A 25,251-nucleotide genomic window follows, 5' to 3' on the forward strand; every position below is an offset into this window, starting at 1 on the left:
GCTTTTGATTAGCTGTTGGATCCAAGCGCTATTTCAAGCGGCCGACTTATTCCGCCCGGTACTTCAAGCCCAGTAAAAACAGGCGTTTGCGCAAAGACCGACGGCGTATCGATCCGGCATGCGTTTCGCGCAAGCCATCAATGCCACTTGTGCATAAACATTTGTTGTGGTTGGCACGAGGGGCGTTGTCTGCTCAATGCGCCTTGTTTTTGGCAATCTCGACATCGTTCATCAGCGCCTTGGCAATGCCGCACAAATAGTCGGCTGCACCGAGGACTTTGTGGTTATCCTCCATATCCCCCTCGCGCACCAGGTGCTTGATGTAGCCCATCAGGATCGAAACGTGCTCGTAGACAGCATCCACCGGGATACCGGGCTCGACGCGTAGCAGTTGAGGGACGGGTTACCGGCTGCGAGGAAGGTTTCCACGCCGGCGGTGGTAACGGGTTCAATGATGGCTTTCTTCATGGCATAAATCCTTATTCGGGGAAGGCACTGCCATAAATCTTTCTCACGGATTTGGGTGGCAGCCGTACGCGGGGTGAGAAACCGGTCGAATAAGGAAGCCCGGCCAGACCGAAGTCTGCCCGCGTACGGCCACCATAGATGGGTAGCGCTTATTCGAGTCGGGTTCTCACACCCGGTCGCCAGAGCGACCCGAAAACGGTATCCGTGAGCCATTTCCCCGACAACAGCGATACTTCAGCGGCGCGCGTAGGATAGGTCCGAAGCATCCAAACCTTGAAGCATTTGCCCCCAAGTGCAGAATTGTCTGACCCCTGTCTCCAGTGCGGCGCGGCACCTTTGGGAACGCGATAACCCGCGAAGAGCCCCGGCCAGGCTACACAAGGCTAATGCTCGACCACCGCAACGGTGTATCATTCGCCCCCCAAATCATTAAAAAGTGACGTCGCGCGCTGCCCGCCAGCCCCGCGACCTTCTGGCGTTGCGCCAGAACCGACAATGGACTAACGGACTCGACCATCGTGACCCAGACCAAGCCCCTCGCCCTGTTGTGCCTCACCCTGGCCCTGAGCGCCTGCGCCAGCAGCACCCCGCCCCAACCCCGCAGCAGCCTGGGCTGGAACCATCCTGGTATGCAACTGGGCGGCGACAACGGCCTGCCCCTGCGCACCGAGAGCCCTTGCCGCAAGCGTGGCTGCGACAACGACAAGCTGTTCTTCAACCCGGGCAAAACCGAGCCAAGCGTCACCACCATCCACCGCGGCTGGTAGGAAAATTCTTCTTTCAGACCGGTAACTTAGGTCATTTGCGAACAATCGCAAGGAAGTGGTTTACAGGCGCCAACCGATCGTTATAATGACGCCCCACTGCCGGTATAGCTCAGATGGTAGAGCAACTGACTTGTAATCAGTAGGTCCCGGGTTCGATTCCTGGTGCCGGCACCATTCAAGGTTCCATAGAAAGCTTTCAAAATCTCTGGAACCCCCGAAAAACCCGCCTTCTGGCGGGTTTTTTCGTTTTAGCGTTCCGTCGGATTCCGAGGGTAGCCAGCGCTAATAAGGGTAGAAGGCCCGCATCTGGCGACCATCGGCGACCACCGTGGTGCGCAGGCCATTCTTCTTCAGGTAGTTGCCAACCAGTTCCCTGATCTCCCGATCATCATCCACGATCAATACGTGATCGACATGTTCCATTCCCTGCTCTCCAGAATTAGCGCGACTATCGTGCGGCTTGGCGATGCTCATGAAATACAGCAATGGGACAGATGCGATGAAACGCCGAGCCTCATGGCGGGCGTATTACGCCTTCAAACTCCGATGGCGGTCCAGTTTTTTTGGGGGATAGTCCGGGCCAAGGCGCTGCGCCACACCGTCCGGCGATATCCAGTGCCTGGAACTCGCTGGATGCAAGGTGAACCATGGCGGCACCCTCATGAAAAGTCAGCGCGCAGCCTGAGCCTGGTGCCGTCATGCCCATTCCCCGAAGAAGTACTGCCTGTGCAGATGCGACAAAGCTTGATATCGATCAACGCTGCCTAGGACATGCGGCATACGCTCAGGTCAGGCAGTTGCGAGGGAAGCACAGTATGGCCAAGAAATTCCCCACGAACCCCAGCCACCCCGAACGCATCTGCTGGGGTTGCGATCTTTACTGCTCGGCCAAGGCGTTGGCTTGTGGCAATGGCGCGAGCCGGACCATGCATCCGGCGGAACTGTTTGGCGAGGATTGGGACAGTTTTGATGACTGGCTGGAGAAGCCGATTGATCGCGAGCAGGAGACAGGCCCCAGCTGACCGTACGCCGGAAAGAAACAGCCCCGGCATAGGCCAGGGCTGCTCGATACATCAGACCAGGATCAGAAGATACTGATCGGGTACTCGACGAATACGCGGACTTCGTTACCGTCGTCGTTGTAACCGTTCTGCTGCACGGCGTTGTTGGTACGCACGAACGAGCTACGCAGCTTGATCGACAGGTCCTTGGCCGGGCCGTCCTGCACCACGTAACGGATCTGGTTGAAGATCTCGCGCTCTTTACCTTCGCCGAAGCCCTGCGGGTTGGCGACGTTGCGGGTATTGATGTTGTCACCCACCACGTAGGCCAGCTTGTAGGTCAGGCCCGGAATGCCGTAGGCACCGAAGTCCAGGCCGTAGCCCAGTTGCCAGGAACGCTCGTCTTCGGCGTTGAAGTCGGACCAGTACGAGTTGGCCAGGTAGATGGTCGAACCACCGTCACCCACGCCACCGGCGTTCTGGTACCAGCCGTAGTTGTAGCCGGTGCTGCCGGTGCTGCGCTGGTGGGCGATGGTGAACGAGTGCGCACCGTAGGCGTAGGTGGCGGCCAGGCTCCAGATGGTGTTGGAGTCGCCGTTCAGTTCGGCGCTCTTGACGAACTTGTTGTCGATGTCCGACTTGTAGCCGTTGAAGTCCAGGGTCAGAGACTGGTCGCTGGCGATCGGGAAGACATAGTTCAGGCCCAGGTAGTGCTTCTTCATCACGTCTTCGTTGTCGGCGGTGTACAGCGAAGCGGTGAAGTTGTCGGTGAACTTGTAGCTGCCACCAAGCACGTTGATCGACTTCAGGCCACCACCGTCACGGCGCTCGGCGCTTTTGCGCGCTTCCTGGGTGAAGCGGCCAGCGTTCAGTTCCAGGCCCTGGATTTCCTTGGAGGTGATCAGGGTACCGGTGAAGCTTTCTGGCAGCAGGCGGGCGTCGTCGTACTGCAGCACTGGCAGTGCCGGCATCTGGTCACCGTACTTAAGCACGGTGTTGGAGATGCGGAACTTCACTGCAGCGCCACCACGGGCCAGGTTGTGCGGCGAGTTGGCGTTGCCGTTCTGGTCCTTGAAGTCCGAAGGCTTGAAGAAGTCGACACCGGCGCCACCGTTATGGCCCTTGCCGCCGTCCAGACGCACGGCGTACAGGCCGAATGCATCGACGCCGACACCGACGGTGCCCTGGGTGAAACCGGAGGAGAAGTTGGCGATGACGCCCTGGCCCCATTCGATCTGGTCGTCGGTGCCGTGCTTCTTGTCACGATTGATGTAGGCGTTGCGCAGCAGGACGTTGGCGTGGCTGTCCTCGATGAAGCCCTTGCTATCGGCCTGGTCATTGGCCTGTGCCTGGGTCGCGGCGATCATCGCCAGGGCGACCAGGCTGATCCTGGTTTTCAACATGTTGTTTTCCTTGTTCCTAATCAAAAACGCTCTGCAATATGACGCCAGGAACCCACGCCCCTTCGTAGGTTCGACGCTATGCGGATCCAGACTGGAAGGCCTGCCGTTAATCAAACGGCGGCACTGACAGTTGCGTGGCCACGGTGGTGGCCAGCAGGCGTTGGCCGAATCCTAGCCGCGCGCGTTTAGAAATGTCAAAAAATCGTGAAATGAAGGTTGATATAACCAAAATCGACGGCTACTTCAGTGCATTTACGTAGAGGTTTGCGCTATCAGCGGGCAATTTATCCTGGGCGGAATTGGCTTCCTGACCGAGCGGATAATTCCTGCGCAGCTGCTGCTGGCGGGAAACCCCATGCGAAGGATTTTTTACAAACAGATACACATGTAAGAACAAGTCATTTCGAATAGCCATGCAATAGCAAATAGCAAGCATTAACATCCGCACCTCTTTTTCACTTGCTCGATCCGGATGTGCCCATGCTTGTACCCTGCCGTCTCTCACCCCTGCCCTTTGGCCTGTCGCTGCTGTTCAGCGCCGGCCTGGCCAGTGCTGCCACCACCACCCTGCCGGAATTGTCGGTGACCGCCGATAGCGAGCGCGACAAGGACAACCCACAGGTCCGCGAGGTAAGCACGGCGACCCGCACGGCGACGCCGCTGCGCTATGTGCCGCAGGCTATCGACGCGGTGAAGACCGCCAATGTGCTGGATTACGGCAGCAATACGCTGGGCAAGGCGCTGGAAGGCATCCCGAATGTCAGCAGTGGTGCGGATACCCGTTTCGACAGCGTGCGTATCCGCGGCTTCGAGGCCAGCAACGATTTCTACCTGGACGGCATCCGCGACGACAGCCAGTACATCCGCGACCTGCATAACATCGAGCGTGTCGAAGTGCTCAAGGGGCCGGCGGCGGTACTGTATGGCCGTGGCAGCCAGGGCGGTATCGTCAACCGGGTCAGCAAGGCGCCGGAGCCCGGCCGCCGCTCGACCCTCGAGGCACAGGCCGGCAGCGAAGACCTGCGCAGCCTGTATGCCGACCTCAGTGCCGACCCCAGCGACACCGTCAGCCTGCGCCTGAACATGGGCAACCAGGACAACAACAGTTTCCGCGACGGCGTCCACGGCAGCCGCCAACTGTTCGCACCGTCGCTCAGTTGGCAGGTCAACCCCGACCTGAACTGGCTGGTGCAATATGAATACAGCCGCTACAACCGCACCCCGGACCGCGGTATCCCCGGGGCCAACGGTCGCCCGGCCAACGTCAGCCGCAGCACTACCTACGGCGACCCGCGCGACTACATTGACGACCATGCCCAGTCGCTGCGCTCGCGCCTGAACTACCAGCTGAACGAAACCTGGCAATTGCGCCATACCTTGGGCCTGTTCAAGCTCGACAGCGAGTTCGACAACACCTATGTCACCAACTATGACGCCAGCACCGACACCCTGACCCGCCAGCGCTGGCAGCAGGACCTGAATACCCGCAACCTGTCCAACAACCTGGAGGCCGAGGGCGATTTCGACACTCTGGGCCTGGAGCACAAGCTGTTGCTGGGCCTGGAGATCGGCAACCAGAAGCGTGACCCTGTGCTGTACAAAGCGCCCGACCGCCAGCTCGATGGCAACCTGGCGTTATGGAGTGACAATCACACCGTGGTCGATAGCCGCGGCCTTTACCTTCAGGACCAGATCCGCCTGAACGATCAGTGGCAGGTCCTTGCCGGTGTACGTTTCGACCAGTTCGAAGTGCAGACCACCGACAAGGATGGACACCGCGAATCACATGACAGCAATAGCACCAGCCCACGCCTGGGGGTGGTCTACACACCGTGGCGCGACCATTCGTTCTATGCCTCGTGGAGCAAGACCTTCTCGCCAGTTGGCGGCGGCCTGATCGGCATTACCCCGCAGGCGAAGGGCAACACCAACGACACCAAGCCAGAAGAAACCCGACAGAAAGAAATCGGCGTGAAGAGCGACTGGCTTGACCAGCGCCTGACCACCACCCTGGCCATTTATGAGCTGGAGTTGTACAACCGCCGTACCCGTGACCCGCTGGTGCCGGAAAACATCCTGCTCAGTGGCCTGCAGCGTTCGCGCGGTGTCGAGCTGACCGCCACCGGTAATATCACTGGCAACTGGTATGTGCGCGGCGGCATCGGCCTGCAGGATGCGACCATCGTGAAGGACAACAACGGCCAGCAAGGCAACCGCATCAATGACGTGGCCAAGCGCAACGGCAGCCTGTTCATCACCTGGAAGCCGCAACTGGGCTGGTACGCCGAGACCGGCCTGACGCTGGTGGGCGAGCGCTATGCCGATAACCAGAACACCACGGTGTTACCGGGTTATGGCCGTTGGGATGCGCTGGCGGGGTACCGCGCGCAAGACTGGGATGTGCGAGCGGCGTTGAGCAACATTGCCGACAAGACTTATTACAGCTCGGCAACCAGTGCAGCGCAGATCCAGCTGGGTGACCCGCGCAGCCTGGTGGTGACTGGCAGCTACAGCTTCTGATATCTGGCAATTTACCGGCCCCTTCACGGCTTCAGCCGCGAAGCGGCCGGTAGAGGTTCAAGCAATCGATCAGTGCCACACCGCCATCAGCGCCTGCATTTCTGCTTCGCTGATCAGCCCTTGGGGATATCGTCCGGCAAGCAGACGTCGTGGGTCGGTCGTCCTGACCCTGATGCTTCCATGGTGTTTCAACCACTTCGCCACAAGCTTGAGCGACTGGTGATCCACTGCCGATGGGCGCGAAGCCGACTCACTTGCTGCGTTCATTTCTACACGTACTCCCTGGCCCATGGACGGCAAATTTACTTATGTATTGTTACAGATCTGATCGCGCGGCCTGGCCGAGCTATCGATCTGGCTATCCCTTTGAAATCAATACAAAACATATGCCAGCACGGCCCACCGGATATCGCCCGGAAATAAAAAAGGCCCGTCAGGTGACGGGCCTCTTCCTTCAAGGTGCGGTCAACGCTTTAGCGGCGCCGGCTGCTGCTGGGTCAGGCAGTGGATATTGCCACCGCCCAGCAACAGTTCACGACCGGGGATCATCACCACTTCATGGTCGGGGAAAAGCTTCTCCAGGATCGCCCTGGCCTCGGAATCCGCCGGGTCGTCAAAGCTTGGCGCAATGATGCCACCGTTGACGATCAGGAAGTTGACGTACGAACCGGCCAGACGCACCGACGGGTCACGCTCCTGGCTACCGGCCACGTGATCGACACCGGCGCACTCTTCAGCGGTGGCGAACAGCGGGCCCGGGATCGGCATCTTGTGCACGACGAACTCACGGCCCTTGGCGTCGCGGGTGTTCTTCAGCACCTCCATTGCAGCCTGGCAGCGGGCGTAGTTGGGGTCGTTGGAATCATCGGTCCAGGCCAGTAACACTTCGCCCGGGCGCACGTAACAGCAGAAGTTGTCGACGTGCCCATCGGTCTCGTCGTTATACAGGCCATCCGGCAGCCAGACCACGGTGTCCACCGCCAGATGCTCGCGCAATACCGCTTCGATCTGTTCGCGGCTCAGGTGCGGGTTGCGGTTGCGGTTGAGCAGGCATTCTTCCGTGGTGATCACGGTGCCTTCGCCGTCGACGTGGATCGAACCGCCTTCGAGCACGAAACCTTCGGTGTGGTAGCGCTGGCAGCGCTCCATTTCCAGCACCTTGGCAGCCAGTTCCTCGTCGCGGTTCCACGGCGCATACAGGCCGCCATCGAAGCCACCCCAGGCATTGAAGCCCCAGTCGACCCCGCGTACTTCGCCCCGGTCGTTAATGACGAAGGTCGGGCCGGTGTCGCGTACCCAGGCGTCATCGTTGCTGATTTCGACCACACGGATGTTCGGCTGGTCAAGTTGGCGACGGGCGTTTTCGTACTGGCCAGCGGAAACCGCGACGGTTACCGGCTCGAAACGGGCGATGGCCTTGGCCAGGGTCACATGGGCAGCCTGCGCCGGCTTGCCGCCCAGGCGCCAGTTGTCCGGGCGCTCGGGCCAGACCATCCACACCTGGGTTTGCGGGGCCCACTCGGCGGGCATGTGGAAACCATCGGCACGGGGGGTGGAATTGAGGGTTTTCATGGTTGACCTCTGTGGTGGCGGCCCTGAGCCGGACTGAGCTGGGGCGTCGGCGCATTTATAACCGATATATATCGATATTTAAAGCCGATACGACGGACTAAAATAGTACAAAAAGCAAAAATAACCCGATAACAATCGGCAGACACGCAAGCATGCCCAACGTCCGAACGGCCCTGAGTTCCACCCTGGCCGATCTGTGAATCCATTGCGGCGCAGGGGGACAAAGCCAGCGCGAACGGCTAGGGTCAATATTTAGCTAACCGGCCAGCGAACCAGCATGAATATCATCCCTAGCGCAATCCCCGATGTCCTGATCATCGAGCCGAAGGTTTTCGGTGACAGCCGTGGTTTTTTCTTCGAGGCATTCAACGCCCGTGAGTTCGCTCGCCTGACCGGTGTTAAAGCGGAGTTCGTCCAGGACAACCACTCGCGCTCCATCAAAGGGGTGTTGCGCGGCCTGCATTACCAGGTACAGAACACCCAAGGCAAGCTGGTGCGCGTGGTGCAGGGGGAAATCCGCGATGTAGCCCTGGATGTACGCAAAAGCTCGCCCACCTTCGGCCAATGGGTAACGGTGCAGCTGTCAGCCGACAACCATCGCCAGTTGTGGATCCCACCCGGCTTCGCCCATGGTTTTGCAGTGATGAGTGACTCCGCCGAGTTCCTGTACAAGACTACCGATTACTACAACCCGGACGCCGACCGCTGCATCCGCTGGGATGATCCCGACCTGGCGATCGACTGGGGGTTGACCCAGCCACCGGTGCTTTCCGACAAGGACAAAGCTGGCCGGCCATGGGCAGAGGCGGAACTGCTGCCGTAACTAGCGCATAATTGCGTCAGACTTTTCTGGCGCCCTTACGTGATGATCGCAAAACCCACGCCCCCACGCCGTCCCCGCTGGCGCAGCCTGGCCTTGCTGGCCCTGTGCCTGGTCCCGTTACTGTGGCCACTGCATCACCTGGCCGAACGTTATTACCAGCAAGAGCTGGCCTCGCAGAACCGCCAGACGCTCGACCTGTACGTGGCCAACCTGCTCGGAACGTTGCACCGCTACGAGACCTTGCCGCAGATCCTCGGCGACCTGCCGGCGCTGCGCAGCGTACTGGCCGACCCGTTGCGCCTGGAGGCGGTGACCAACGCCAACCGCCTGCTCAAAGGCATCGTCGAGCAGACCGGCGCCGAAGTGATGTACCTGATGGACGTCAACGGCAACACCCTGGCCGCCTCCAACTGGGACAAACGCGACAGCTTCGTCGGGCGCAATTTCGCCTTTCGCCCCTACTTCAATGAAGCCATGGCCGGCCGCCTGGGGCGCTTCTTTGGCCAGGGCACCACATCGGCCAAGCGCGGCTACTTCTTCGCCGCCGCGGTACGTGACCGTGAGCGCATCGTCGGCGTGCTGGTGGTCAAGGTCGACCTCGATCACACCGAAACCCTGTGGGGCCGTACGCCCGAGCAACTGCTGCTGACAGACCACAATGGCGTGGTCATCCTCACCTCACGGCCTGACTGGCGCTTCCGCGCCACCCGCCCGCTGACCGAGGCCGAGCGCCAGGCCATCATCGCCATCCAGCCCTACCCGACCCAGGCCCCGCAACCGCTGGTACTCAACCCGGATGCGTGGATAACCCAGACCCGCGACATCGAGGAAACCGGCTGGCAGGTGAGCATTCTTGCCCCGCGCATGCTGGTCGACCGCTCGGTGCAAACGGTGATGGCCATCGGTGCCGGTACCTTGCTGGTACTGATGCTGCTGGCCGGCCTGGTGATGCAACGGCGCCGCCACTACATCGACCGAATCGACTTCGAGGCCCGTGGCCGGCAGGAACTGGAACAACGCGTGGCCGAGCGCACCGCCGACCTTGAAGGCCTGAACACCCGGCTCAAGCGCGCCGTACTGGAACGCGAGAACGCCCAGCAGGAGGCGGTGCGCGCCCAGGACGAACTGGTACAGGCCGGCAAGCTCTCGGTACTCGGCACGATGTCGGCCAGCATCAGCCATGAACTCAACCAGCCGCTGGCCGCCATCCGCAGCTACGCGGAAAACGCCGAGATCCTGCTCGACCACCAGCGCATCGAGGATGCCCGCGGCAACCTCAAGCTGATCGGCGAGCTGACCGGGCGCATGGCCTCGATCATCGCTCACTTGCGTGCCTTCGCCCGCCGTGACCGCCACGCACCGGAGAGCGTGGCCCTGCAGCCGGCCCTGGATGACGCCCTCGCGCTGCTGGCCAAGCGTCGGCGCGCCATGGCCGTGGAGCTGATTCGCGACCTGCCGGAAGCCACTTTGTGGGTACAGGCCGGCGAGACCCGACTGCGCCAGGTGCTCGGCAACCTGTTGGCCAATGCCCTCGATGCCCTGACCGAAAAGGCCAACCCCCGTCGCCTGTGGCTAAGTGCCGAACAACGCGATGACTGCGTCTACTTGTACATTCGCGACAACGGCCCCGGCTTCAGCCGCCAGGCCCTGGAACACGCCAAGGAGCCATTCTTCACCACCAAGACCCGCACCCAGGGCCTTGGCCTGGGCCTGGCCATCTGCGAAAGCCTGATGCGTGCCCTGGGCGGTGAACTGTTGCTGGCCAACCACCCGGAAGGGGGCGCACTGCTGACCTTGCAGCTGCGTGTGGCCGCGCCTGGCGCTACCTTGCCCAATTCGGAGGACCCCTCGGCATGACCACCGAGACACTCATCGACAGCCAAGCCCAGGTCATCCTGGTCGACGACGATCCGCACCTGCGCCAGGCTCTCAGCCAGACCCTGGACCTGGCCGGGCTCAAGGTGGTCGCGCTGACCGATGCCCAGGGCCTGGCCGAGCGCATCGAAGCCGACTGGCCCGGTGTGGTGGTCAGCGACATCCGCATGCCCGGTATCGATGGCTTGCAGTTGCTGGAACAACTGCATGGCCGCGATAACGAATTGCCGGTGCTGCTGATCACCGGCCACGGCGACGTGCCGCTGGCGGTGCAGGCAATGCGCGCCGGTGCCTACGACTTCCTGGAAAAGCCCTTTGCCAGCGACGCGCTGCTCGACAGCGTGCGCCGCGCCTTGGCCTTGCGCCGCCTGGTGCTGGACAACCGCAGCCTGCGCCTGGCCTTGAGCGACCGCCAGCAACTGGCCACCCGCCTGGTGGGCCATTCGCCGGCCATGCAGCGCCTGCGCGAGCAGATCGGCGCCCTGGCTGGCACCCGCGCCGACGTGCTGATCCTGGGCGAGACCGGCGCGGGCAAGGAGGTTGTTGCTCGCGCCCTGCACGACCTGTCCAGCCGCCGCGATGGCCCGTTCGTGGCGATCAATGCCGGCGCCCTGGCCGAGTCGGTGGTCGAAAGCGAGCTGTTCGGCCATGAGCCCGGTGCCTTCACCGGTGCGCAGAAGCGCCGCATCGGCAAGTTCGAGTTTGCCAACGGCGGCACCCTGTTCCTCGACGAGATCGAGAGCATGAGCCTGGACGTCCAGGTGAAACTGCTGCGCCTGCTGCAGGAACGGGTGGTCGAACGCCTGGGCGGCAACCAGCTGATCCCGCTGGACATCCGCATCATTGCCGCGACCAAGGAAGACCTGCGCCAGTCCGCCGACCAGGGACGCTTCCGCGCCGACCTGTACTACCGCCTGAACGTGGCGCCGCTGCGTATTCCCCCGCTGCGCGAACGCGGCGATGACATCCTGGTACTGTTCCAGCACTTCGCCGACGCCGCCAGCCAGCGCCATGGCCTGCCCCCGCACGCCCTGCAGCCGGCCCAGCGCGCCATGCTGTTGCGCCACGACTGGCCAGGTAATGTGCGCGAGCTGCAGAACGCCGCCGAACGCTTCGCCCTGGGCCTGGAACTGGCCCTGGATGGCCAGGCACCACCTGCTGCAAAACCCGCTGCGCCCATGCCGGGCGGCAACCTCAGCGAGCAGGTCGAGCAGTTCGAGCGCTCGCTGATCGCCGCCGAACTGGCCCGGCCACACAGCTCCATGCGCAGCCTGGCCGAAGCGCTGGGCATCCCCCGCAAGACCCTCCACGACAAGCTGCGCAAGCATGGCTTGAGCTTTGACGGTGGCAGCGGCGGGCATGACGATCACGAGGACCACCGTTGATGAATAGCGATAGCCAGTATCTACAGGCCGTGCTGCACGGCGACATCCCGCTCACCCGTGAAATGGGCCTGGAAGTGCTCGACTGGCAGCAGCACACCCTGCGCCTGCAATTGCCATTGGCGGCCAACGTCAACCACAAGAGCACCATGTTCGGTGGCAGCCTGTATTGCGCGGCCGTATTGGTGGGCTGGGGCTGGCTGCACCTGCGCCTGCGCGAGCTGGGTATCGATGACGGGCATATCGTCATCCAGGAGGGGCAGATCAGTTATCCGCTGCCGGTGACCGGTGCGGCGGTGGCACGTTGCGCAGCGCCGGATGAGAAATCCTGGGAACGCTTCGTGACGCTATACCAGCGTCGCGGGCGGGCGCGGCTGACGCTGGAAACCACGGTGAGCAATGCCGGGGGTGATGAGCCGGCGGTGAGGTTCAGCGGGCAGTACGTCCTGCACCGCTGAACCACCTGTAGGAGCGGCCTTGTGCCGCGATCGGGCCGCAACGCGGCGCCAAGGTTTCAGCTTCGCCGCCTGAATTGCTGGGGCCGCTTTGCGGCCCTTTCGCGGCACAAGGCCGCTCCTACACGATCGTGTACGGCGGTCAGATCAGGCTCAGGAAGGCCTGCCGCCATTGCGCATTGGCCGGTAACGCCAGGAAGTGCGGGTTGAGCAACGACTCCCGTGGCGGGTAGCGGAACGGCAGGCCATCCAGCCCGATCACCTCGCCTCCGGCGCCTTCCACCACCCCCTGGGCCGCTGCCGTATCCCACTGAGAGGTCGGCGCCAGGCGTGGATAACAGTCGGCGCTACCTTCTGCCAACAGGCAGAATTTCAATGAACTGCCGATGTTGGCCAGCTGCAGTTCACCCAGCGCAGCACCCAGCCCGGCCAACAGCGCTTCCTGCTCGGGGCTGGAATGCCGACGGCTGGCCACCACGGTAAAGCGCTCACCCAGCGGTGGTGCATTGCGTACCTGGATTGGCTCAGCGGCTTCGTCGGCTTGCGCACGCCAGGCGCCCAGCCCACGACCACCGAAGTAGCAGCGCCGGTTGGTTGGCATCGAGACCACGCCAAATACCACCTCGCCGTTTTCCACCAAGGCAATGTTGACGGTGAATTCCTCGCTGCCGGCAATGAACTCCTTGGTGCCATCCAGCGGGTCGACCAGCCACCAGCGCTGCCAGCGCTGGCGCTCGGCCAAAGGGATATCACAGTCTTCTTCCGACAGCAGCGGAATCTGCGGCGCCAGCGCCAGCAGGCCATCGGCAAGCACCCGGTGCGCCGCCAGGTCGGCGGCAGTCACCGGCGAATCGTCCGCCTTGCTGGTCACGGCCACATCGGCGCGCCAGAACGGCAGGATCGCCTCGCCGGCCTTCAGCGCCAGCTTGACCACTTCGTGCATCAGCTGCAGGTCGTTCATGCTTCCAGCAACCCCCGCTGGATCAGCAGGTCACGCGCCAGGTACAGCGCCGCCAGGGCACGGCCCTCGGTGAACTGCGGGTGCATGGCCAAGGCCGACAGCTCGCGCAGGTTGACCTTGTCGACCCGCAGCGGCTCCGGCTCGTCGCCCTCCAGGCGCTCCTCGTACAGGTCGCTGGCCAGCACCACCTGGATCTTTTGGCTCATGTAGCCCGGCGACAGTGACAGCTCGGTCAGGTGCTCCAGCTGGCGCGCACCAAAACCGGCCTCTTCCTTGAGCTCCCGGTCGGCCGCGGCCAGCACGTCCTCGCCCGGCTCGATCAGGCCCTTGGGCAACGACAGTTCATATTCATCGGTACCGCCACAGTATTCTTCCACCAGCACGGCGTGCTCGGCGTCGAGCATGGCCACGATCATTACCGCGCCGTAGCCATTGCCGCGCCCCACCAGGCGCTCGTAGGTGCGCTCGTTGCCATTGCTGAAACGCAATTGCACGGCTTCGACGCGGAACAGGCGGCTGCTGGCGACGATTTCGCGGCTGAGGACGGTGGGTTTCTGGCGCATGGGGCGGCTCCTTGGCGTGAACGGGTTACTATACCGTGGCTTGCCGACTGAACGAGAATTTCCCATGCCTGTTCTTCCCTGGTCTGCCATCGATACTGTCCTGCTGGACATGGACGGCACCTTGCTCGACCTGCATTACGACAACCGCTTCTGGCTGGACCATCTGCCCCAGCGCTATGCCGAGCTGCATGGGGTAAGCCGGGCCATGGCGGAAATGGAACTGCAACCGCTGTTCGAACGTAATGCCGGTACGCTCAACTGGTATTGCCTGGACTTCTGGAGCCGCGAGCTGCGCCTGCCGATTCGCGAGCTGAAACGGGAAATCGCCGACCTGATCGCCTTGCGCCCGGATGCCGATACATTCCTGGCGGCGATTCGCAAGGCCGGCAAGCGCGTGGTGATGATCACCAATGCGCACCGGGACTCACTGTCGCTGAAGCTGGAGCGAGTGGAGCTGGCGCCGTACTTCGAGCGGCTGATCAGCTCGCATGATTATGGCTACCCGAAGGAGAGCCCGCAGTTCTGGGATGCCTTGCAGGCGGATATCGGCTTTGCACCGGAGCGCAGCCTGTTCATTGATGACACCCTGGCTATCCTGCGCAGTGCGCGGCGGTTTGGTGTGATGCATCTGCTGGCAGTGCGCCAGCCCGATAGCCAGGCGGGGCCACGGGATACCGAAGAATTCGCTGCGGTCGAGGATTACCGGGAGCTGTTGGCAGGCCTGTAAGGGCCTCTTCGCGGTATGCCCGCGAAGAGGCCACTGTCAGTTGCAGAGATCAGTCAGGAATACGCAGCACCTGCCCCGGGTAGATCTTGTCCGGGTGCTTGAGCATCGGTTTGTTGGCGTCGAAGATCTTCTGGTACTTGTTGGGATCGCCATACACCTTCTTTGAAATCGCACTCAGCGTGTCGCCCTTCTCCACAGTCACGAACTTCGCCGCCTGGGCCACCGGCCCGGTCACGGTGATCTGGTCATCCACACTGGCCACACCGCTGATGTTGCCCGCCGCCAGGATGATCTTTTCCTTTTCCTCCTGGCTGGCCACCTCGCCCTTGAGGATGATCTTGTCGCCCTCGACCGTGGCACTGATGTTCGGATTACCCAAGCCGACACTCTCCACGTGCTTCTTCAGCTGTTCTTCGGCATTGGCATTCCCCGGAGTCAGCAGATCGATCAACTTTTCCCCCGCCTCTTTCACAAAGCTGAACAGACTCATGACACTCTCCTTGTTGACGTGAAACCGTTGGACAGTGAAGTCTAGGCGAAGAATCGCCGAGCATGCCGGTGCACCTCATCGACGTGCTCTATCAAGGCATAGACCCTAGCGATTAGACGCCGCCGGCCTGCACGCCTAGGCTTGTGCTATCAGAAAGCTGCCGATAGCTCCGGTGAACAGCCAGCCCCGATGAAAAGCAAGCCTCCGCTCTGCGCGGCCTCGCCCTTGTCCATGCCCGCAGCCAGCAACACCTACGATTACGTCCAGCTCGACGACGCCAGACGCGACAGCACCCCCCTGGCCGAAGAAGTGGCCCTGGCCATCGCCTACAACGGCCTTAACCAGGCGGTCATGCTGGTCAGCCCCACCGACCTGGAAGACTTCGCGGTCGGCTTCAGTGTCGGCAGCGGTATTGTCGAAGGCACTGCCGAAATCTACGACTTGAAACTCTCCGGCAGTGGCTCGGCGATGTATGCCGACCTGGAGATCTCCAGCCGAGCGTTCTGGAACCTGAAAAACCAGCGCCGCCAGCTGGCCGGTACCAGTGGTTGTGGCCTGTGCGGCGTCGAAGCACTGGAACAGGCACTGCCGGAGCTGGCCGAGCTGCCTGGTGCCCCCTTGCCGCCCGCGCAATGGCTGGCCGGGCTGCGTGAACGCATCGATGCTTTCCAACCTCTTGGCCAGCATTGCGGCGCGGTACACGCGGCGCTGTTCATGGACCGCCACGGCGAACTGCTGCTCGGCCGCGAAGACATCGGTCGGCACAACGCCCTCGACAAGCTGATTGGCGCCCTGCTGCGTCAGGGCATCGACAGTCACGGTGGCCTGGCCATCGTCACCAGCCGTTGCAGCCTGGAACTGATCCAGAAGGTGCTGCGCGCCGGTATCCAGACCCTGGTCAGCCTGTCAGCGCCGACCGGCCTTGCCCTGCAATGGGCGCGCAAGCACAACCTCAATCTCATCCATCTGCCCAAGCACAGCGCACCGCGGGTCTACAGCCCCGCGGCGGAGTCGTAACAGTCGTGACCTCGTACCAGCACATCCCGGAAAACGCCCCAGCCTCCCCTCCTCGCTACAAGCCCTACCACGGCCCTGCCGGTGGCTGGGGTGCACTGCGCAGCGTGGCCAAGGCCTGGGTCGGCAGCGATAACGCGTTGAAGAACATTCGCGCACTGCTCAAGACCAACCAGAACGGCGGTTTCGACTGCCCCGGCTGCGCCTGGGGCGACTCGCCGGAAAGCGGTATGGTCAAGTTTTGCGAGAATGGCGCCAAGGCGGTGAACTGGGAAGCGACCAAGCGCCGCGTCGACGCGGCCTTCTTTGCCCGCTACAGCGTCACTTCGCTGCTAGGTCAGAGCGACTACTGGCTTGAATACCAGGGGCGCCTGACCGAACCGATGGTCTACGACGCCCCCAGCGACCGCTATCTGCCGATCAGCTGGGATGCCGCCTTCGCCATGATCGGGCGCGAACTCAACAAGTTGGCGAGCCCTGACCAGGCCGAGTTCTACACTTCGGGCCGCGCCAGCAACGAAGCGGCGTACCTGTACCAGCTGTTCGTGCGCGCCTACGGCACCAACAACTTCCCCGACTGTTCGAACATGTGCCATGAGGCCAGTGGTGTGGCCCTGGCGCAAAGCGTCGGGGTGGGCAAGGGCACCGTCACCTTCGACGACTTCGAACACGCCGATGCGATCTTCGTCTGGGGCCAGAACCCGGGAACCAACCACCCGCGCATGCTCGACCCGCTGCGCGACGCGGTGAAGCGCGGTGCCCAGGTGGTGTGCGTCAACCCGCTCAAGGAACGTGGCCTGGAGCGCTTCCAGCACCCCCAGCACCCGCTGGAAATGCTGACCAACAGCGACCGCCCGACCAACACCGCGTACTTCCGCCCAGCCCTGGGCGGCGACATGGCGATGCTGCGCGGCATGGCCAAGTTCATGCTGCAGTGGGAACGCGAAGCCCAGGCCAAGGGCGAACCGGCGGTGTTCGACCACGCCTTCATCGCCGCGCATGGCCATGGTGTCGACGATTACCTGGCGGTGGTGGACGCCACCCCGTGGCAACACATCCAGGCGCAGTCCGGCCTGCCCTTGGCCGACATCGAACTGGCTGCACGCATGTATTGCCGTGGCAGGCGGGTAATCATGTGCTGGGCAATGGGCATTACCCAGCACCGCCACTCGGTGGCGACCATCCAGGAAATCGTCAACCTGCAACTGTTGCGCGGCAATATCGGCGTGCCAGGCGCGGGCCTGTGCCCGGTGCGTGGGCATAGCAATGTGCAGGGTGACCGCACCATGGGAATCAACGAGCGGCCACCAGTGGCGCTGCTCGACGCCCTGGAAAAGCGCTTTGGCTTCCCCGTACCACGGCAGCATGGCCACAACACCGTCGAGGCGATCCACGCCATGCTCGATGGCCGGGCCAAGGTGTTCATCGGCCTGGGTGGCAACTTCGCCCAGGCGACGCCAGATACCGAGCGCACTGCCCAGGCGCTGCGCAACTGCGAGCTGACCGTGCACATCAGCACCAAGCTCAACCGCAGCCACCTGATGCATGGCAAGCAGGCGCTGATCCTGCCGTGCCTAGGGCGTACCGACATCGACCTGCAGGCCGATGGGCCACAGGCGGTAACCGTGGAGGACTCGTTCAGCATGGTCCACGCCTCCAATGGCCAGCTGAAACCGCTGTCGCCGCAGATGCGCTCGGAACCGGCGGTTGTCGCCGGTATCGCCGCCGCGACCCTGGGCAAGACCCCCGTGGACTGGCATTGGCTGGTGGCCGATTACGACCGCATCCGCGACCTGATTGCCGATACCATTGCCGGCTTCAGCGGTTTCAACCAGCGCCTGCGCCAACCGGGCGGTTTCTACCTGGGTAACAGCGCCGCCAGCCGCGAGTGGAAAACCAGTACCAGCCGGGCCAACTTCAAGGCCAACCTGCTGCCCGACACACTGCTCGACGAGCGTGTACGCGCCAGCGGCCAACAGCCCGACCTGATCCTGCAATCGATGCGCTCGCACGATCAGTACAACACCACCATCTACGGCCTGGACGACCGCTACCGCGGTGTGCGCGGCCAGCGCGAGGTATTGTTCGCCAACGAAGCCGATATTCTCCGCCTGGGCTTCCAGCCAGGACAGAAGGTCGACATCGTGTCGTTGTGGAGTGATGGGCATGTGCGCCGGGTGCAGGGCTTCACCCTGTTGGCCTTTGACATCCCGGCCGGCCAGGCGGCGGCGTACTACCCAGAGGTGAACCCACTGGTGCCGCTGGAGAGCGTTGGTGATGGCAGCTACACGCCAACCTCGAAGTTCATTGCTATCAAACTGGAACGGTCGCAGAGCGACGGGCGTATTCTGTAGGAAATGTGTTGGCCTGTTCACGGGCGCGCCCGCGGAGAAGCCAGAAGCCCCCACCGGCAAAAACGAAAAAAGCCCTGTTCCAGTGCGGTTCAGGGCTTTGTCATAAAAGTCTCAGACAGTGAAAAATAGATAAAGTTTCACAATAAATACAGCAACTTAGAGAATTGTGTACAACTCGTGTTACTCGTCGGATTTCCATTGCAAGGCATGCTTGTAAGCCTCAAATTCGCCTCGTCATCCCTATGAGGCTCTCTTGATGAAGAAGTACTCCTCGATATTGTTGTTGTCTTTCAGCTTGCTCAGCGGCGTTGCCATGGCAGGCGGCACCACCGAAGCCGGCATTGGCGGCGCATTGGGTGGGGTACTGGGCTCTGTCGTGGGCAACTCCATCGGCGGTAGCACAGGCGGCGCCATTGGTGCGGGTCTGGGTGGCGCAGCGGGTGGCGCCCTGGGCGCTGACAAACGCCAGCGTGGCGAGGCCGCAATCGGCGGCGCGCTGGGCGCTGCAGGTGGTAACGTAGTCGGTCGCTCGGTAGGCGGCACTACTGGTAGCTACATTGGCGCGGCAGCCGGCGGTGGTGCCGGTGGCGCACTGGGTAACTACCTGGGCAAGGAAGCAGACGAAGATGATTACCGCGATGGCCGCCGCTACCGTCGTGGCTATGATGACGACCGCCGTCACTGGGACCGTGGCCACCACTACGGCCACCGCAAGCACAAGCGCCACTGGCGCGACTAAAGCCTGGGGCCCTGCCCCGGCATTAAAAGCCCCGCCCCTGCCAGCGGGGCTTTTTCATGCCTGCTGTTCCAGCATGACGCCGGACAGGATCACCTGTAGCGTCTCTGGCAACGCTACAGGCCGGCCACTGGCGCGTTCGATGAACACCTGCACCACCGTCCCTGCCGCACAGGCCTCGGGCTCGCCCGGACGGAACAGCGCCAGGCGGTACTCCACCGTACTGCCAACCTGACGCGTCACTCCCAACCCGACTTCCAGTACATCCGGAAAGCCCGGCAACGCATAGTAGTCCGCTGCGGAACTGACCACGAAAGTTGCCAGTTCGCCGTCGCGCAGATCCAGTTCGGCCTGTTCGACAAGGAAGGCCTGGATCGCGGTCTCGAAGAAGCCGTGCACGGTGGCGCCGGCGATGTGGCCGTTGACATCATTGTCCTGCGGGCGGGTGAGGATGGGGTGGAAGTGGAAGAAGGCAGTGCGCTGAGGGGATTCGGTCATCTGGCTGGCTCTTGTCTTCGCGATGGATGCTGACAGTGAAACAGAAAAACCTGATTTGCGCTGCTTGTGCGGGCTCTTGGTAGTGGCGCGTGGCAGTCGGGAAGAACAAAAAAGCCGCCCCGAAGGGCGGCTTTTCGTTGCAACCGGCTGCAGCTTACAGCTGCGGACCAGCGGCCTTGATAGCGTCGGATACGTCGAACTTCTTGAAGTTCTCGATGAACAGCTTGGCCAAGCCCTTGGCAGCCTCGTCGTAGGCAGCCTTGTCAGCCCAGTTGGTGCGCGGGTTGAGCAGTTCGGTTTCAACGCCCGGAACAGCCTTCGGCACGTCCAGGTTGATGATGTCCAGGTGCTCGGTTTCGGCACCGACCAGTGCGCCGCTCTGGATCGCAGCGATCACCGCACGGGTAGTCGGGATGCTGAAGCGCTTGCCAACACCGTAGCCACCGCCGGTCCAGCCGGTGTTGACCAGGTAGACCTTGGAGTTGAAGCCGTTGATACGCTTGATCAGCAGCTCGGCGTATTCGCCAGCCGGGCGCGGGAAGAACGGTGCGCCGAAGCAGGTAGAGAAGGTCGACTTGATGCCGCCACCCGAACCCATTTCAGTGGAACCGACCAGCGCGGTGTAGCCGGACAGGAAGTGGTAGGCCGCCTGCTCGTTGTTCAGGATCGACACCGGCGGCAGAACACCGGTCAGGTCGCAGGTCAGGAAGATGACTGCGTTCGGCTCGCCACCCAGGTTCGCTTCGGAACGCTTGGCAACGTGCTCCAGCGGGTAGGCCGCACGGCTGTTCTGGGTCAGGCTGACATCGGTGTAGTCGGCGTGCTTGTTGGCGTCGAGAACGACGTTTTCCAGCACTGCACCATGCTTGATGGCTTTCCAGATGACCGGCTCGTTCTTCTCGGACAGGTCGATGCACTTGGCGTAGCAACCACCTTCCATGTTGAACACCACGCCCTCGCCCCAGCCGTGCTCGTCGTCACCGATCAGGTAACGGCTTTCGTCGGCCGACAGGGTGGTCTTGCCGGTGCCGGACAGGCCGAAGAACAGGGTCACGTCGCCAGCTTCGCCGATGTTGGCAGCGCAGTGCATCGGCAGCACGTCGGCAGCCGGCAGCAGGAAGTTCTGCACCGAGAACATGGCTTTCTTCATTTCGCCGGCGTAACGCATGCCAGCGATCAGCACCTTCTTCTGGGCGAAATTGATGATCACGCAACCGTCGGAGTTGGTACCGTCACGCTCAGGTTCGCAGACGAAGTTGGCGACGTTGAGGATCTGCCACTCGCCGCGGCCAGCCGGGTTGTACTGCTCCGGGTTGATGAACAGGCAACGACCGAACAGGTTCTGCCAGGCGGTCTGGGTGGTCATCTTCACCGGCAGGTAGTGCTCGGCAGCCGCCCCTACGTGAACGTAGGAAACGAAGTGATCCTGGGCATTGTTGAACGCCTCGACGCGGTCCCACAGGGCATCGAACTTGTCGGCCGGGAACTTGCGGTTGATCGGGCCCCAGGCAATGGCGTCCTGGGTGGAAGGTTCTTCGACGATGAAACGGTCAGCCGGCGAACGGCCAGTACGGTGACCAGTCTCCACGACCAGTGCACCAGTATCGGCTAGTACGCCTTCACCGCGTTGCAGCGCTTCTTTTACCAGCTCATCGACACTCAGGTCGGTGTACACGGTGTTGTTGGCTTGCGTCATGAGATACCCCATCCGGCCCGAGGCCGAGTGCTCCAAACGTTTTGTAGTTGTCTCGAAAAAACTACTACAGCGAAAAAAGTGGCCGGATTATGCCAGAAACGCCCAAAAAAAGTAGGCCCCTCCTGTCAGAACTGCGCTTTTGCGCAATTCGGCAGGAGATTATCCTGTAGTTAAACGTTTCAGTGACGAGTTTCTGAGGCCGTGTCCGTGCCGCCACCGGCAAACAATTGCGCCACGTCACTGGCGTCGAAGAAATAGCGCTCGTTGCAGAACTGGCAATCGATCTCGACCTGCCCGCCGCACTCTTCCACCAACGCCTTGGCGTCTTGCTCGCCCAGACTGACCAGCGCATTGCCGGAACGTTCACGAGAGCAGCTGCAATTGAAGCGCAGCGGCTGGATGTCGAACAGGCGCACAGCATCTTCGTGGTACAGGCGGTGCAACAGGGTTTCGTTGTCCAGCGCCCATTCCTCGGCCTTGAGCGTCGAGGCCAGGGCCACCACGTGCTGCCAGCTTTCTTCACGCTCTTCGTCGTCGGGCTGGCGATCGCGCGGCAGTTGCTGCAGCAGCAGGCCACGGGCCTTGCCGCCATCGGCATGCAGCCAGAAACGGGTATTGAGCTGTTGCGACTGCACGAAATAATTGGTGAAGCATTCCGACAGGCTGGCGCCATCGAGGTCGACGGTGCCCTGGTAGCGCTGGCCCTTGAGCGGGTCGATGGTCAGGGTCAGGTGGCCGTCTGGCATCAGCTGCGACAGGGTCGCGGTAGCCGGGATCTGGTCCGCTTCGTAGCGGGCCATGCCGCGGATGTCGCGGTTTCCGGAGCATTCGACCATCAGCAGCGGGATCGGCCCCTCCGACCGTGCCTGCAGCACCAGCAGGCCATCGAACTTCAGCGCCCCGACCAACAACGCAGTGGCGGCCATCAGCTCACCGAGCAGAGTCTGTACCGGCTGCGGGTAGTCATGACGTGCCAGCACCGCGGCGTAGCTGTCATCGAGAGACACCCACTCGCCGCGCACGTCGCGCTCGTCGAAGATGAAACGTTGGGTGAAATCGGTATCAGGCAATTCGCTCATAGGTTTTGGCTATCTGAAAATAATGACAAAATGGTTACAAGGGTTGTCGAAACACCAGCGAAAACCCCGTTATAGAGCGCTGCAGGTGCGCTCAGCTTCCTGTTTGCAATAGAGGCATTTTATGGACAATCCACCACTGTTCCAAGCAAGGTGGTCTTTCGGGCCATTGGCAGCCTGCACGCTGCTTCCCATCGCTCTACTGTGTTTCTGGTTATGGCCCGTTGGCCAGGTCCTGTGCCTGACTTTCGACGAATGGCTGTTCCACAGCCTGAATGCACCGCTGGCCGATAACGCCACCTGGCGCTACATCTGGACGCTCGGCAGCCTGCGTCCGTTCGACATCGTCGTTGGCCTGATCCTGCTGGCAGTGCTGATTCGTGGCGACTGGGTATTCAAGGCAGCGCAGGTTCGCCAGGCCTTTTTCGGCTTTCTGGTAACGCTGATCCTTTTAGTGGTGATTCGCGCGCTGTTTTCCAAGTGGGTAAACGCAATGGGCTGGCAACACGATAGCCCGTCGATGGTATTCGACAACGTCGTGCACCTGAGCGATTACTACCCGGACCTGGAAAAGGCCTGGGAGCTGAAGGACCGCTCCAGCAACAGTTTCCCTGGCGACCACGCCTCGGTGCTATTGATCTGGGCGCTGTTCATGAGCGTGTTCAGCCGCCGCGTGGTGCAGTACCTGGTGATCTGGGGGTTGGCGCTGCTGTTCATGCTGCCGCGCCTGGTAGCCGGCGCCCACTGGGGGCAGGACGACTACATCGGCGGGCTGCTGATGGCGCTGCTGGCGTTGGGCTGGAGCTGCTACACACCGCTGGCGGCCAAAGGTAGCGCATTGTTGGTGCGCTGGACGGGGCCATTGTTCTCGATCGCGGGCAAGTTACCGTTGGTCGGCCGCCTGGCGGTTATCCGCTAGCCCCTGGGGCCGCAAAGCGGCCCCTTTCAATCGAAACTGCCATGCAATTGGTGAATCTGCCGCCGCTGCTTCTTGGTCGGCCGACCATCGGTCGTCACCCCCATGGCTCCTGCCTTGCGCATTTCTGCCGCCTGCTCACGCCGGCGCACGCTGTCTTCGGTTTCCTCGTACAAGGTCTGCGCCTCCGGCGCCCCACGCCGCACCACCGACAGTGCTTTCACCACCACCGTGCGCTCATCGAACCCAGTGCGCAGCACGAACTCGTCGCCCACTCGCGGCTCCTTCCCCGGCTTGCAGCGCTCACCCCGGCAATGCACCTTGCCGCTCTCGATCGCCGCCTTGGCCAGTGCGCGGGTCTTGTAGAAGCGTGCCGCCCACAGCCATTTGTCCAGGCGCACCTTGTCGTCGTCTTCGGCTTTTTGTGCCATCCCGTTACCTCGAACGCTGTGTTTCATCGAACTGTACTACCGTAACGAGCGGATGCAAAAAATCCCCGCCGTGCTTACAGTTCAACACCTCATCAGCAGGGTGCGTTTCGTGAAGACATTTGACCATTTGACTGTGATCGGCCTGCGCGAGTGGGTAGCCCTGCCCGACCTCGGCGTGGCCGGATTGCGCGCCAAGATCGACACCGGCGCCAGCACCTCGAGCCTGCATGCCACCGAAATCGAAGCGTTCGAGCGCGACGGCCAGCCCTGGGTCCGCTTCACCGCACACCTGGGCTCGGTGGTGCAGTTGCGCCATCGCCGCTGCGAGGCACCGCTGGTGACCATGAAGACCATCAAGAGCTCCAACGGCCAGGCCCAGACCCGCTATGTCATCCGCACGTCACTGGCATTGGGCGATGGTGTGTGGGAGGTGGAGTTCACCCTGGCCTGCCGCAAGAACATGCGTTACCGCCTGCTGCTGGGCTCCAAGGCACTGATCCACGGCCAGCTGGTGGTCAACCCCGGGCTGAAATACGTACAAGACAAACCGGCCTTCCCGGCCACCCTTTCCCCTGTCACAGGTGCTGCATGAAGATCGCTGTGCTGTCGCGCAATCCGCGTCTGTATTCCACCCGCCGCCTGGTCGAAGCCGGAACCCAGCGGGGCCACGAAATGGTGGTGATCGATACCCTGCGGGCCTACATGAACATTGCCAGCCACAAGCCGCAGATCCATTACCGCGGCAAGCCGCTGGAAGGTTTCGATGCGGTGATCCCGCGTATCGGCGCCTCGGTGACCTTCTATGGCTGCGCAGTGCTGCGCCAGTTCGAGATGATGGGCGTGTATCCGCTCAACGAGTCGGTGGCAATTGCCCGCTCGCGGGACAAGTTGCGCTCACTGCAGCTGCTATCGCGGCGTGGCATCGGCCTGCCGATTACCGGCTTCGCCCACTCGCCAGACGATATCCCCGACCTGATCCAGATGGTCAACGGCGCTCCGCTGGTGATCAAGGTACTGGAAGGCACCCAGGGCATCGGCGTTGTGCTGTGCGAAACCACCAAGGCGGCGGAGTCGGTGATCGAGGCGTTCATGGGCCTGAAGCAGAACATCATGGTGCAGGAATACATCAAGGAGGCAGGCGGCGCGGACATCCGCTGCTTCGTGGTCGGCGACAAGGTCATCGCCTCGATGAAACGTCAGGCCAAGCCCGGCGAGTTCCGCTCCAACCTGCACCGTGGCGGGGTGGCCAGCCTGATCAAGATCACGCCGGAAGAACGCATGACCGCCATTCGCGCGGCCAAGGTGATGGGCTTGAGCGTGGCGGGTGTGGATATCCTGCGTTCCAACCATGGGCCGCTGGTAATGGAGGTGAACTCGTCACCGGGGCTGGAGGGCATAGAGGTGACCACCGGCAAGAACGTGGCGGCGATGATCATCGAGCATCTGGAGAAGAATGGCGGGCCTAATCAGACCCGGACCAAGGGCAAGGGTTGAGATTCCGGGGCTGCTTTGCAGCCCCGATA

At 62.1% G+C, this 25,251-nt stretch carries 24 protein-coding genes, 1 tRNA gene and 2 pseudogenes; 15 read left to right on the forward strand and 12 right to left on the reverse strand.

Going from position 1 to position 25,251, the window contains the following annotated elements:
- Positions 1-193: 193 nt before the first annotated feature.
- Positions 194-468: pseudogene (locus ACVWZT_RS07510) on the reverse strand (DUF3077 domain-containing protein).
- Positions 469-986: 518 nt separating this feature from the next.
- Between ACVWZT_RS07510 and ACVWZT_RS07515 the strand changes: the two are divergent.
- Both ACVWZT_RS07515 and ACVWZT_RS07520 read left to right on the forward strand, forming a co-directional pair.
- Entirely contained in the window at positions 987-1,235 is a 249-nt protein-coding gene (locus tag ACVWZT_RS07515) for a hypothetical protein (RefSeq protein ID WP_296235292.1), read from the forward strand.
- A gap of 98 nt (positions 1,236-1,333) precedes the next feature.
- Positions 1,334-1,409: transfer RNA gene (locus ACVWZT_RS07520), tRNA-Thr, on the forward strand.
- Between the two features lie 120 nt (positions 1,410-1,529).
- Here the strand turns inward: ACVWZT_RS07520 and ACVWZT_RS07525 are convergent.
- A pseudogene (locus ACVWZT_RS07525) lies at positions 1,530-1,658 on the reverse strand (DNA-binding response regulator); the annotation flags it as partial.
- A 392-nt stretch (positions 1,659-2,050) separates the two neighbouring features.
- Here ACVWZT_RS07525 and ACVWZT_RS07530 point away from each other — a divergent pair.
- Positions 2,051-2,257, forward strand: a complete 207-nt coding sequence (locus ACVWZT_RS07530; protein WP_457468793.1) for a DUF3079 domain-containing protein — start codon at positions 2,051-2,053, stop codon at positions 2,255-2,257.
- 62 nt (positions 2,258-2,319) lie between these two features.
- Here ACVWZT_RS07530 and ACVWZT_RS07535 read toward each other — a convergent pair whose 3' ends face one another.
- The gene (locus ACVWZT_RS07535) at positions 2,320-3,639 is read right to left on the reverse strand and encodes an OprD family porin (RefSeq protein WP_296235294.1); all 1,320 of its coding nucleotides are present in this window, start codon (positions 3,637-3,639) and stop codon (positions 2,320-2,322) included.
- Between the two features lie 480 nt (positions 3,640-4,119).
- Between ACVWZT_RS07535 and ACVWZT_RS07540 the strand changes: the two genes are divergently transcribed.
- A complete protein-coding gene (locus tag ACVWZT_RS07540; protein WP_457468794.1) occupies positions 4,120-6,159 on the forward strand; it encodes a TonB-dependent receptor in 2,040 nt (679 codons plus the stop codon).
- Between the two features lie 69 nt (positions 6,160-6,228).
- On the opposite strand, the gene ACVWZT_RS07545 is transcribed toward ACVWZT_RS07540, so the two are convergent.
- Positions 6,229-6,426 carry a hypothetical protein gene (locus ACVWZT_RS07545; RefSeq protein ID WP_296235297.1) on the reverse strand — a complete coding sequence of 66 codons (198 nt, stop codon included), beginning with the start codon at positions 6,424-6,426 and terminating at the stop codon, positions 6,229-6,231.
- A 198-nt stretch (positions 6,427-6,624) separates the two neighbouring features.
- A complete protein-coding gene (gene aguA / locus ACVWZT_RS07550; RefSeq protein WP_296235298.1) occupies positions 6,625-7,731 on the reverse strand; it encodes an agmatine deiminase in 1,107 nt (368 codons plus the stop codon).
- 277 nt (positions 7,732-8,008) lie between these two features.
- Here aguA and rfbC point away from each other — a divergent pair, with 277 nt between their 5' ends.
- From rfbC to ACVWZT_RS07570, 4 genes are read left to right on the forward strand one after another with little or no spacing between them, the layout of a single operon-like run.
- On the forward strand, positions 8,009-8,554 hold the full coding sequence (gene rfbC / locus ACVWZT_RS07555) for a dTDP-4-dehydrorhamnose 3,5-epimerase (protein ID WP_457468795.1): 546 nt from the start codon (positions 8,009-8,011) through the stop codon (positions 8,552-8,554).
- 42 nt (positions 8,555-8,596) lie between these two features.
- On the forward strand, positions 8,597-10,411 hold the full coding sequence (locus ACVWZT_RS07560) for a sensor histidine kinase (RefSeq protein WP_457468796.1): 1,815 nt from the start codon (positions 8,597-8,599) through the stop codon (positions 10,409-10,411).
- Positions 10,408-11,814, forward strand: a complete 1,407-nt coding sequence (locus ACVWZT_RS07565; RefSeq protein WP_296235301.1) for a sigma-54-dependent transcriptional regulator — start codon at positions 10,408-10,410, stop codon at positions 11,812-11,814. Before ACVWZT_RS07560 ends, ACVWZT_RS07565 begins: the two co-directional genes overlap by 4 nt.
- Positions 11,814-12,269 (forward strand): thioesterase domain-containing protein, encoded by a 456-nt coding sequence (locus ACVWZT_RS07570; protein WP_457468797.1) that lies wholly within the window; start codon positions 11,814-11,816, stop codon positions 12,267-12,269. Before ACVWZT_RS07565 ends, ACVWZT_RS07570 begins: the two co-directional genes overlap by 1 nt.
- 139 nt (positions 12,270-12,408) lie before the next feature.
- On the opposite strand, the gene cysQ is transcribed toward ACVWZT_RS07570, so the two are convergent.
- Both cysQ and nudE read right to left on the reverse strand, forming a co-directional pair.
- Positions 12,409-13,227, reverse strand: a complete 819-nt coding sequence (cysQ, locus tag ACVWZT_RS07575; protein WP_296235303.1) for a 3'(2'),5'-bisphosphate nucleotidase CysQ — start codon at positions 13,225-13,227, stop codon at positions 12,409-12,411.
- The gene (gene nudE / locus ACVWZT_RS07580; protein ID WP_296235304.1) at positions 13,224-13,790 is read right to left on the reverse strand and encodes an ADP compounds hydrolase NudE; all 567 of its coding nucleotides are present in this window, start codon (positions 13,788-13,790) and stop codon (positions 13,224-13,226) included. Before nudE ends, cysQ begins: the two co-directional genes overlap by 4 nt.
- Before the next feature lie 64 nt (positions 13,791-13,854).
- On the opposite strand from nudE, the gene yrfG reads away from it, so the two are divergent.
- Positions 13,855-14,517: a GMP/IMP nucleotidase gene (gene yrfG / locus ACVWZT_RS07585; RefSeq protein WP_296235305.1), complete on the forward strand. Its 663-nt coding sequence runs from the start codon at positions 13,855-13,857 to the stop codon at positions 14,515-14,517.
- Positions 14,518-14,566: 49 nt separating this feature from the next.
- On the opposite strand, the gene lysM is transcribed toward yrfG, so the two are convergent.
- On the reverse strand, positions 14,567-15,007 hold the full coding sequence (gene lysM, locus ACVWZT_RS07590; protein WP_296235306.1) for a peptidoglycan-binding protein LysM: 441 nt from the start codon (positions 15,005-15,007) through the stop codon (positions 14,567-14,569).
- A 189-nt stretch (positions 15,008-15,196) separates the two neighbouring features.
- Here lysM and fdhD point away from each other — a divergent pair, with 189 nt between their 5' ends.
- From fdhD to ACVWZT_RS07605, 3 genes are all read left to right on the forward strand, one after another.
- Entirely contained in the window at positions 15,197-16,024 is an 828-nt protein-coding gene (fdhD, locus tag ACVWZT_RS07595) for a formate dehydrogenase accessory sulfurtransferase FdhD (protein ID WP_296235307.1), read from the forward strand.
- 5 nt (positions 16,025-16,029) lie between these two features.
- Entirely contained in the window at positions 16,030-18,375 is a 2,346-nt protein-coding gene (locus tag ACVWZT_RS07600; protein WP_457468799.1) for an FdhF/YdeP family oxidoreductase, read from the forward strand.
- A gap of 256 nt (positions 18,376-18,631) precedes the next feature.
- Positions 18,632-19,114 (forward strand): glycine zipper domain-containing protein, encoded by a 483-nt coding sequence (locus ACVWZT_RS07605; RefSeq protein ID WP_003255803.1) that lies wholly within the window; start codon positions 18,632-18,634, stop codon positions 19,112-19,114.
- Between the two features lie 54 nt (positions 19,115-19,168).
- Here ACVWZT_RS07605 and ACVWZT_RS07610 read toward each other — a convergent pair whose 3' ends face one another.
- The 3 genes from ACVWZT_RS07610 to hslO form a co-directional block, all read right to left on the reverse strand.
- Complete coding sequence (locus ACVWZT_RS07610; RefSeq protein WP_296235309.1) at positions 19,169-19,609, reverse strand: acyl-CoA thioesterase; 441 nt, start codon at positions 19,607-19,609, stop codon at positions 19,169-19,171.
- A gap of 154 nt (positions 19,610-19,763) precedes the next feature.
- Positions 19,764-21,305 (reverse strand): phosphoenolpyruvate carboxykinase, encoded by a 1,542-nt coding sequence (locus ACVWZT_RS07615; RefSeq protein WP_170027823.1) that lies wholly within the window; start codon positions 21,303-21,305, stop codon positions 19,764-19,766.
- Between the two features lie 179 nt (positions 21,306-21,484).
- Positions 21,485-22,384, reverse strand: coding sequence for an Hsp33 family molecular chaperone HslO (hslO, locus tag ACVWZT_RS07620; protein ID WP_296235310.1), 900 nt, complete (start codon positions 22,382-22,384; stop codon positions 21,485-21,487).
- Positions 22,385-22,505: 121 nt separating this feature from the next.
- Here hslO and ACVWZT_RS07625 point away from each other — a divergent pair, with 121 nt between their 5' ends.
- A complete protein-coding gene (locus tag ACVWZT_RS07625; RefSeq protein WP_457468802.1) occupies positions 22,506-23,300 on the forward strand; it encodes a phosphatase PAP2 family protein in 795 nt (264 codons plus the stop codon).
- Positions 23,301-23,326: 26 nt separating this feature from the next.
- On the opposite strand, the gene ACVWZT_RS07630 is transcribed toward ACVWZT_RS07625, so the two are convergent.
- Positions 23,327-23,728, reverse strand: coding sequence for an RNA-binding S4 domain-containing protein (locus tag ACVWZT_RS07630; protein ID WP_296235312.1), 402 nt, complete (start codon positions 23,726-23,728; stop codon positions 23,327-23,329).
- A gap of 109 nt (positions 23,729-23,837) precedes the next feature.
- Here ACVWZT_RS07630 and rimB point away from each other — a divergent pair, with 109 nt between their 5' ends.
- Positions 23,838-24,320 (forward strand): retropepsin-like aspartic endopeptidase RimB, encoded by a 483-nt coding sequence (gene rimB, locus ACVWZT_RS07635; protein ID WP_296235313.1) that lies wholly within the window; start codon positions 23,838-23,840, stop codon positions 24,318-24,320.
- On the forward strand, positions 24,317-25,222 hold the full coding sequence (gene rimK / locus ACVWZT_RS07640; protein WP_013970455.1) for a 30S ribosomal protein S6--L-glutamate ligase: 906 nt from the start codon (positions 24,317-24,319) through the stop codon (positions 25,220-25,222). Before rimB ends, rimK begins: the two co-directional genes overlap by 4 nt.
- Positions 25,223-25,251 lie beyond the last annotated feature (29 nt).

The sequence above is a fragment of the Pseudomonas sp. TE21394 genome (genome assembly GCF_054057835.1).

What these genes read in the sequence shown, in the direction of transcription:
- ACVWZT_RS07530 (WP_457468793.1), top strand. Translation starts at nt 2,051, where the DNA reads ATGGCCAAGAAATTCCCCACGAACCCCAGCCACCCCGAACGCATCTGC.
- ACVWZT_RS07535 (WP_296235294.1), bottom strand. Translation starts at nt 3,639, where the DNA reads ATGTTGAAAACCAGGATCAGCCTGGTCGCCCTGGCGATGATCGCCGCG.
- ACVWZT_RS07540 (WP_457468794.1), top strand. Translation starts at nt 4,120, where the DNA reads ATGCTTGTACCCTGCCGTCTCTCACCCCTGCCCTTTGGCCTGTCGCTG.
- ACVWZT_RS07545 (WP_296235297.1), bottom strand. Translation starts at nt 6,426, where the DNA reads ATGAACGCAGCAAGTGAGTCGGCTTCGCGCCCATCGGCAGTGGATCAC.
- aguA (WP_296235298.1), bottom strand. Translation starts at nt 7,731, where the DNA reads ATGAAAACCCTCAATTCCACCCCCCGTGCCGATGGTTTCCACATGCCC.
- rfbC (WP_457468795.1), top strand. Translation starts at nt 8,009, where the DNA reads ATGAATATCATCCCTAGCGCAATCCCCGATGTCCTGATCATCGAGCCG.
- ACVWZT_RS07560 (WP_457468796.1), top strand. Translation starts at nt 8,597, where the DNA reads ATGATCGCAAAACCCACGCCCCCACGCCGTCCCCGCTGGCGCAGCCTG.
- ACVWZT_RS07565 (WP_296235301.1), top strand. Translation starts at nt 10,408, where the DNA reads ATGACCACCGAGACACTCATCGACAGCCAAGCCCAGGTCATCCTGGTC.
- ACVWZT_RS07570 (WP_457468797.1), top strand. Translation starts at nt 11,814, where the DNA reads ATGAATAGCGATAGCCAGTATCTACAGGCCGTGCTGCACGGCGACATC.
- cysQ (WP_296235303.1), bottom strand. Translation starts at nt 13,227, where the DNA reads ATGAACGACCTGCAGCTGATGCACGAAGTGGTCAAGCTGGCGCTGAAG.
- nudE (WP_296235304.1), bottom strand. Translation starts at nt 13,790, where the DNA reads ATGCGCCAGAAACCCACCGTCCTCAGCCGCGAAATCGTCGCCAGCAGC.
- yrfG (WP_296235305.1), top strand. Translation starts at nt 13,855, where the DNA reads ATGCCTGTTCTTCCCTGGTCTGCCATCGATACTGTCCTGCTGGACATG.
- lysM (WP_296235306.1), bottom strand. Translation starts at nt 15,007, where the DNA reads ATGAGTCTGTTCAGCTTTGTGAAAGAGGCGGGGGAAAAGTTGATCGAT.
- fdhD (WP_296235307.1), top strand. Translation starts at nt 15,197, where the DNA reads ATGAAAAGCAAGCCTCCGCTCTGCGCGGCCTCGCCCTTGTCCATGCCC.
- ACVWZT_RS07605 (WP_003255803.1), top strand. Translation starts at nt 18,632, where the DNA reads ATGAAGAAGTACTCCTCGATATTGTTGTTGTCTTTCAGCTTGCTCAGC.
- ACVWZT_RS07610 (WP_296235309.1), bottom strand. Translation starts at nt 19,609, where the DNA reads ATGACCGAATCCCCTCAGCGCACTGCCTTCTTCCACTTCCACCCCATC.
- ACVWZT_RS07615 (WP_170027823.1), bottom strand. Translation starts at nt 21,305, where the DNA reads ATGACGCAAGCCAACAACACCGTGTACACCGACCTGAGTGTCGATGAG.
- hslO (WP_296235310.1), bottom strand. Translation starts at nt 22,384, where the DNA reads ATGAGCGAATTGCCTGATACCGATTTCACCCAACGTTTCATCTTCGAC.
- ACVWZT_RS07625 (WP_457468802.1), top strand. Translation starts at nt 22,506, where the DNA reads ATGGACAATCCACCACTGTTCCAAGCAAGGTGGTCTTTCGGGCCATTG.
- ACVWZT_RS07630 (WP_296235312.1), bottom strand. Translation starts at nt 23,728, where the DNA reads ATGGCACAAAAAGCCGAAGACGACGACAAGGTGCGCCTGGACAAATGG.
- rimK (WP_013970455.1), top strand. Translation starts at nt 24,317, where the DNA reads ATGAAGATCGCTGTGCTGTCGCGCAATCCGCGTCTGTATTCCACCCGC.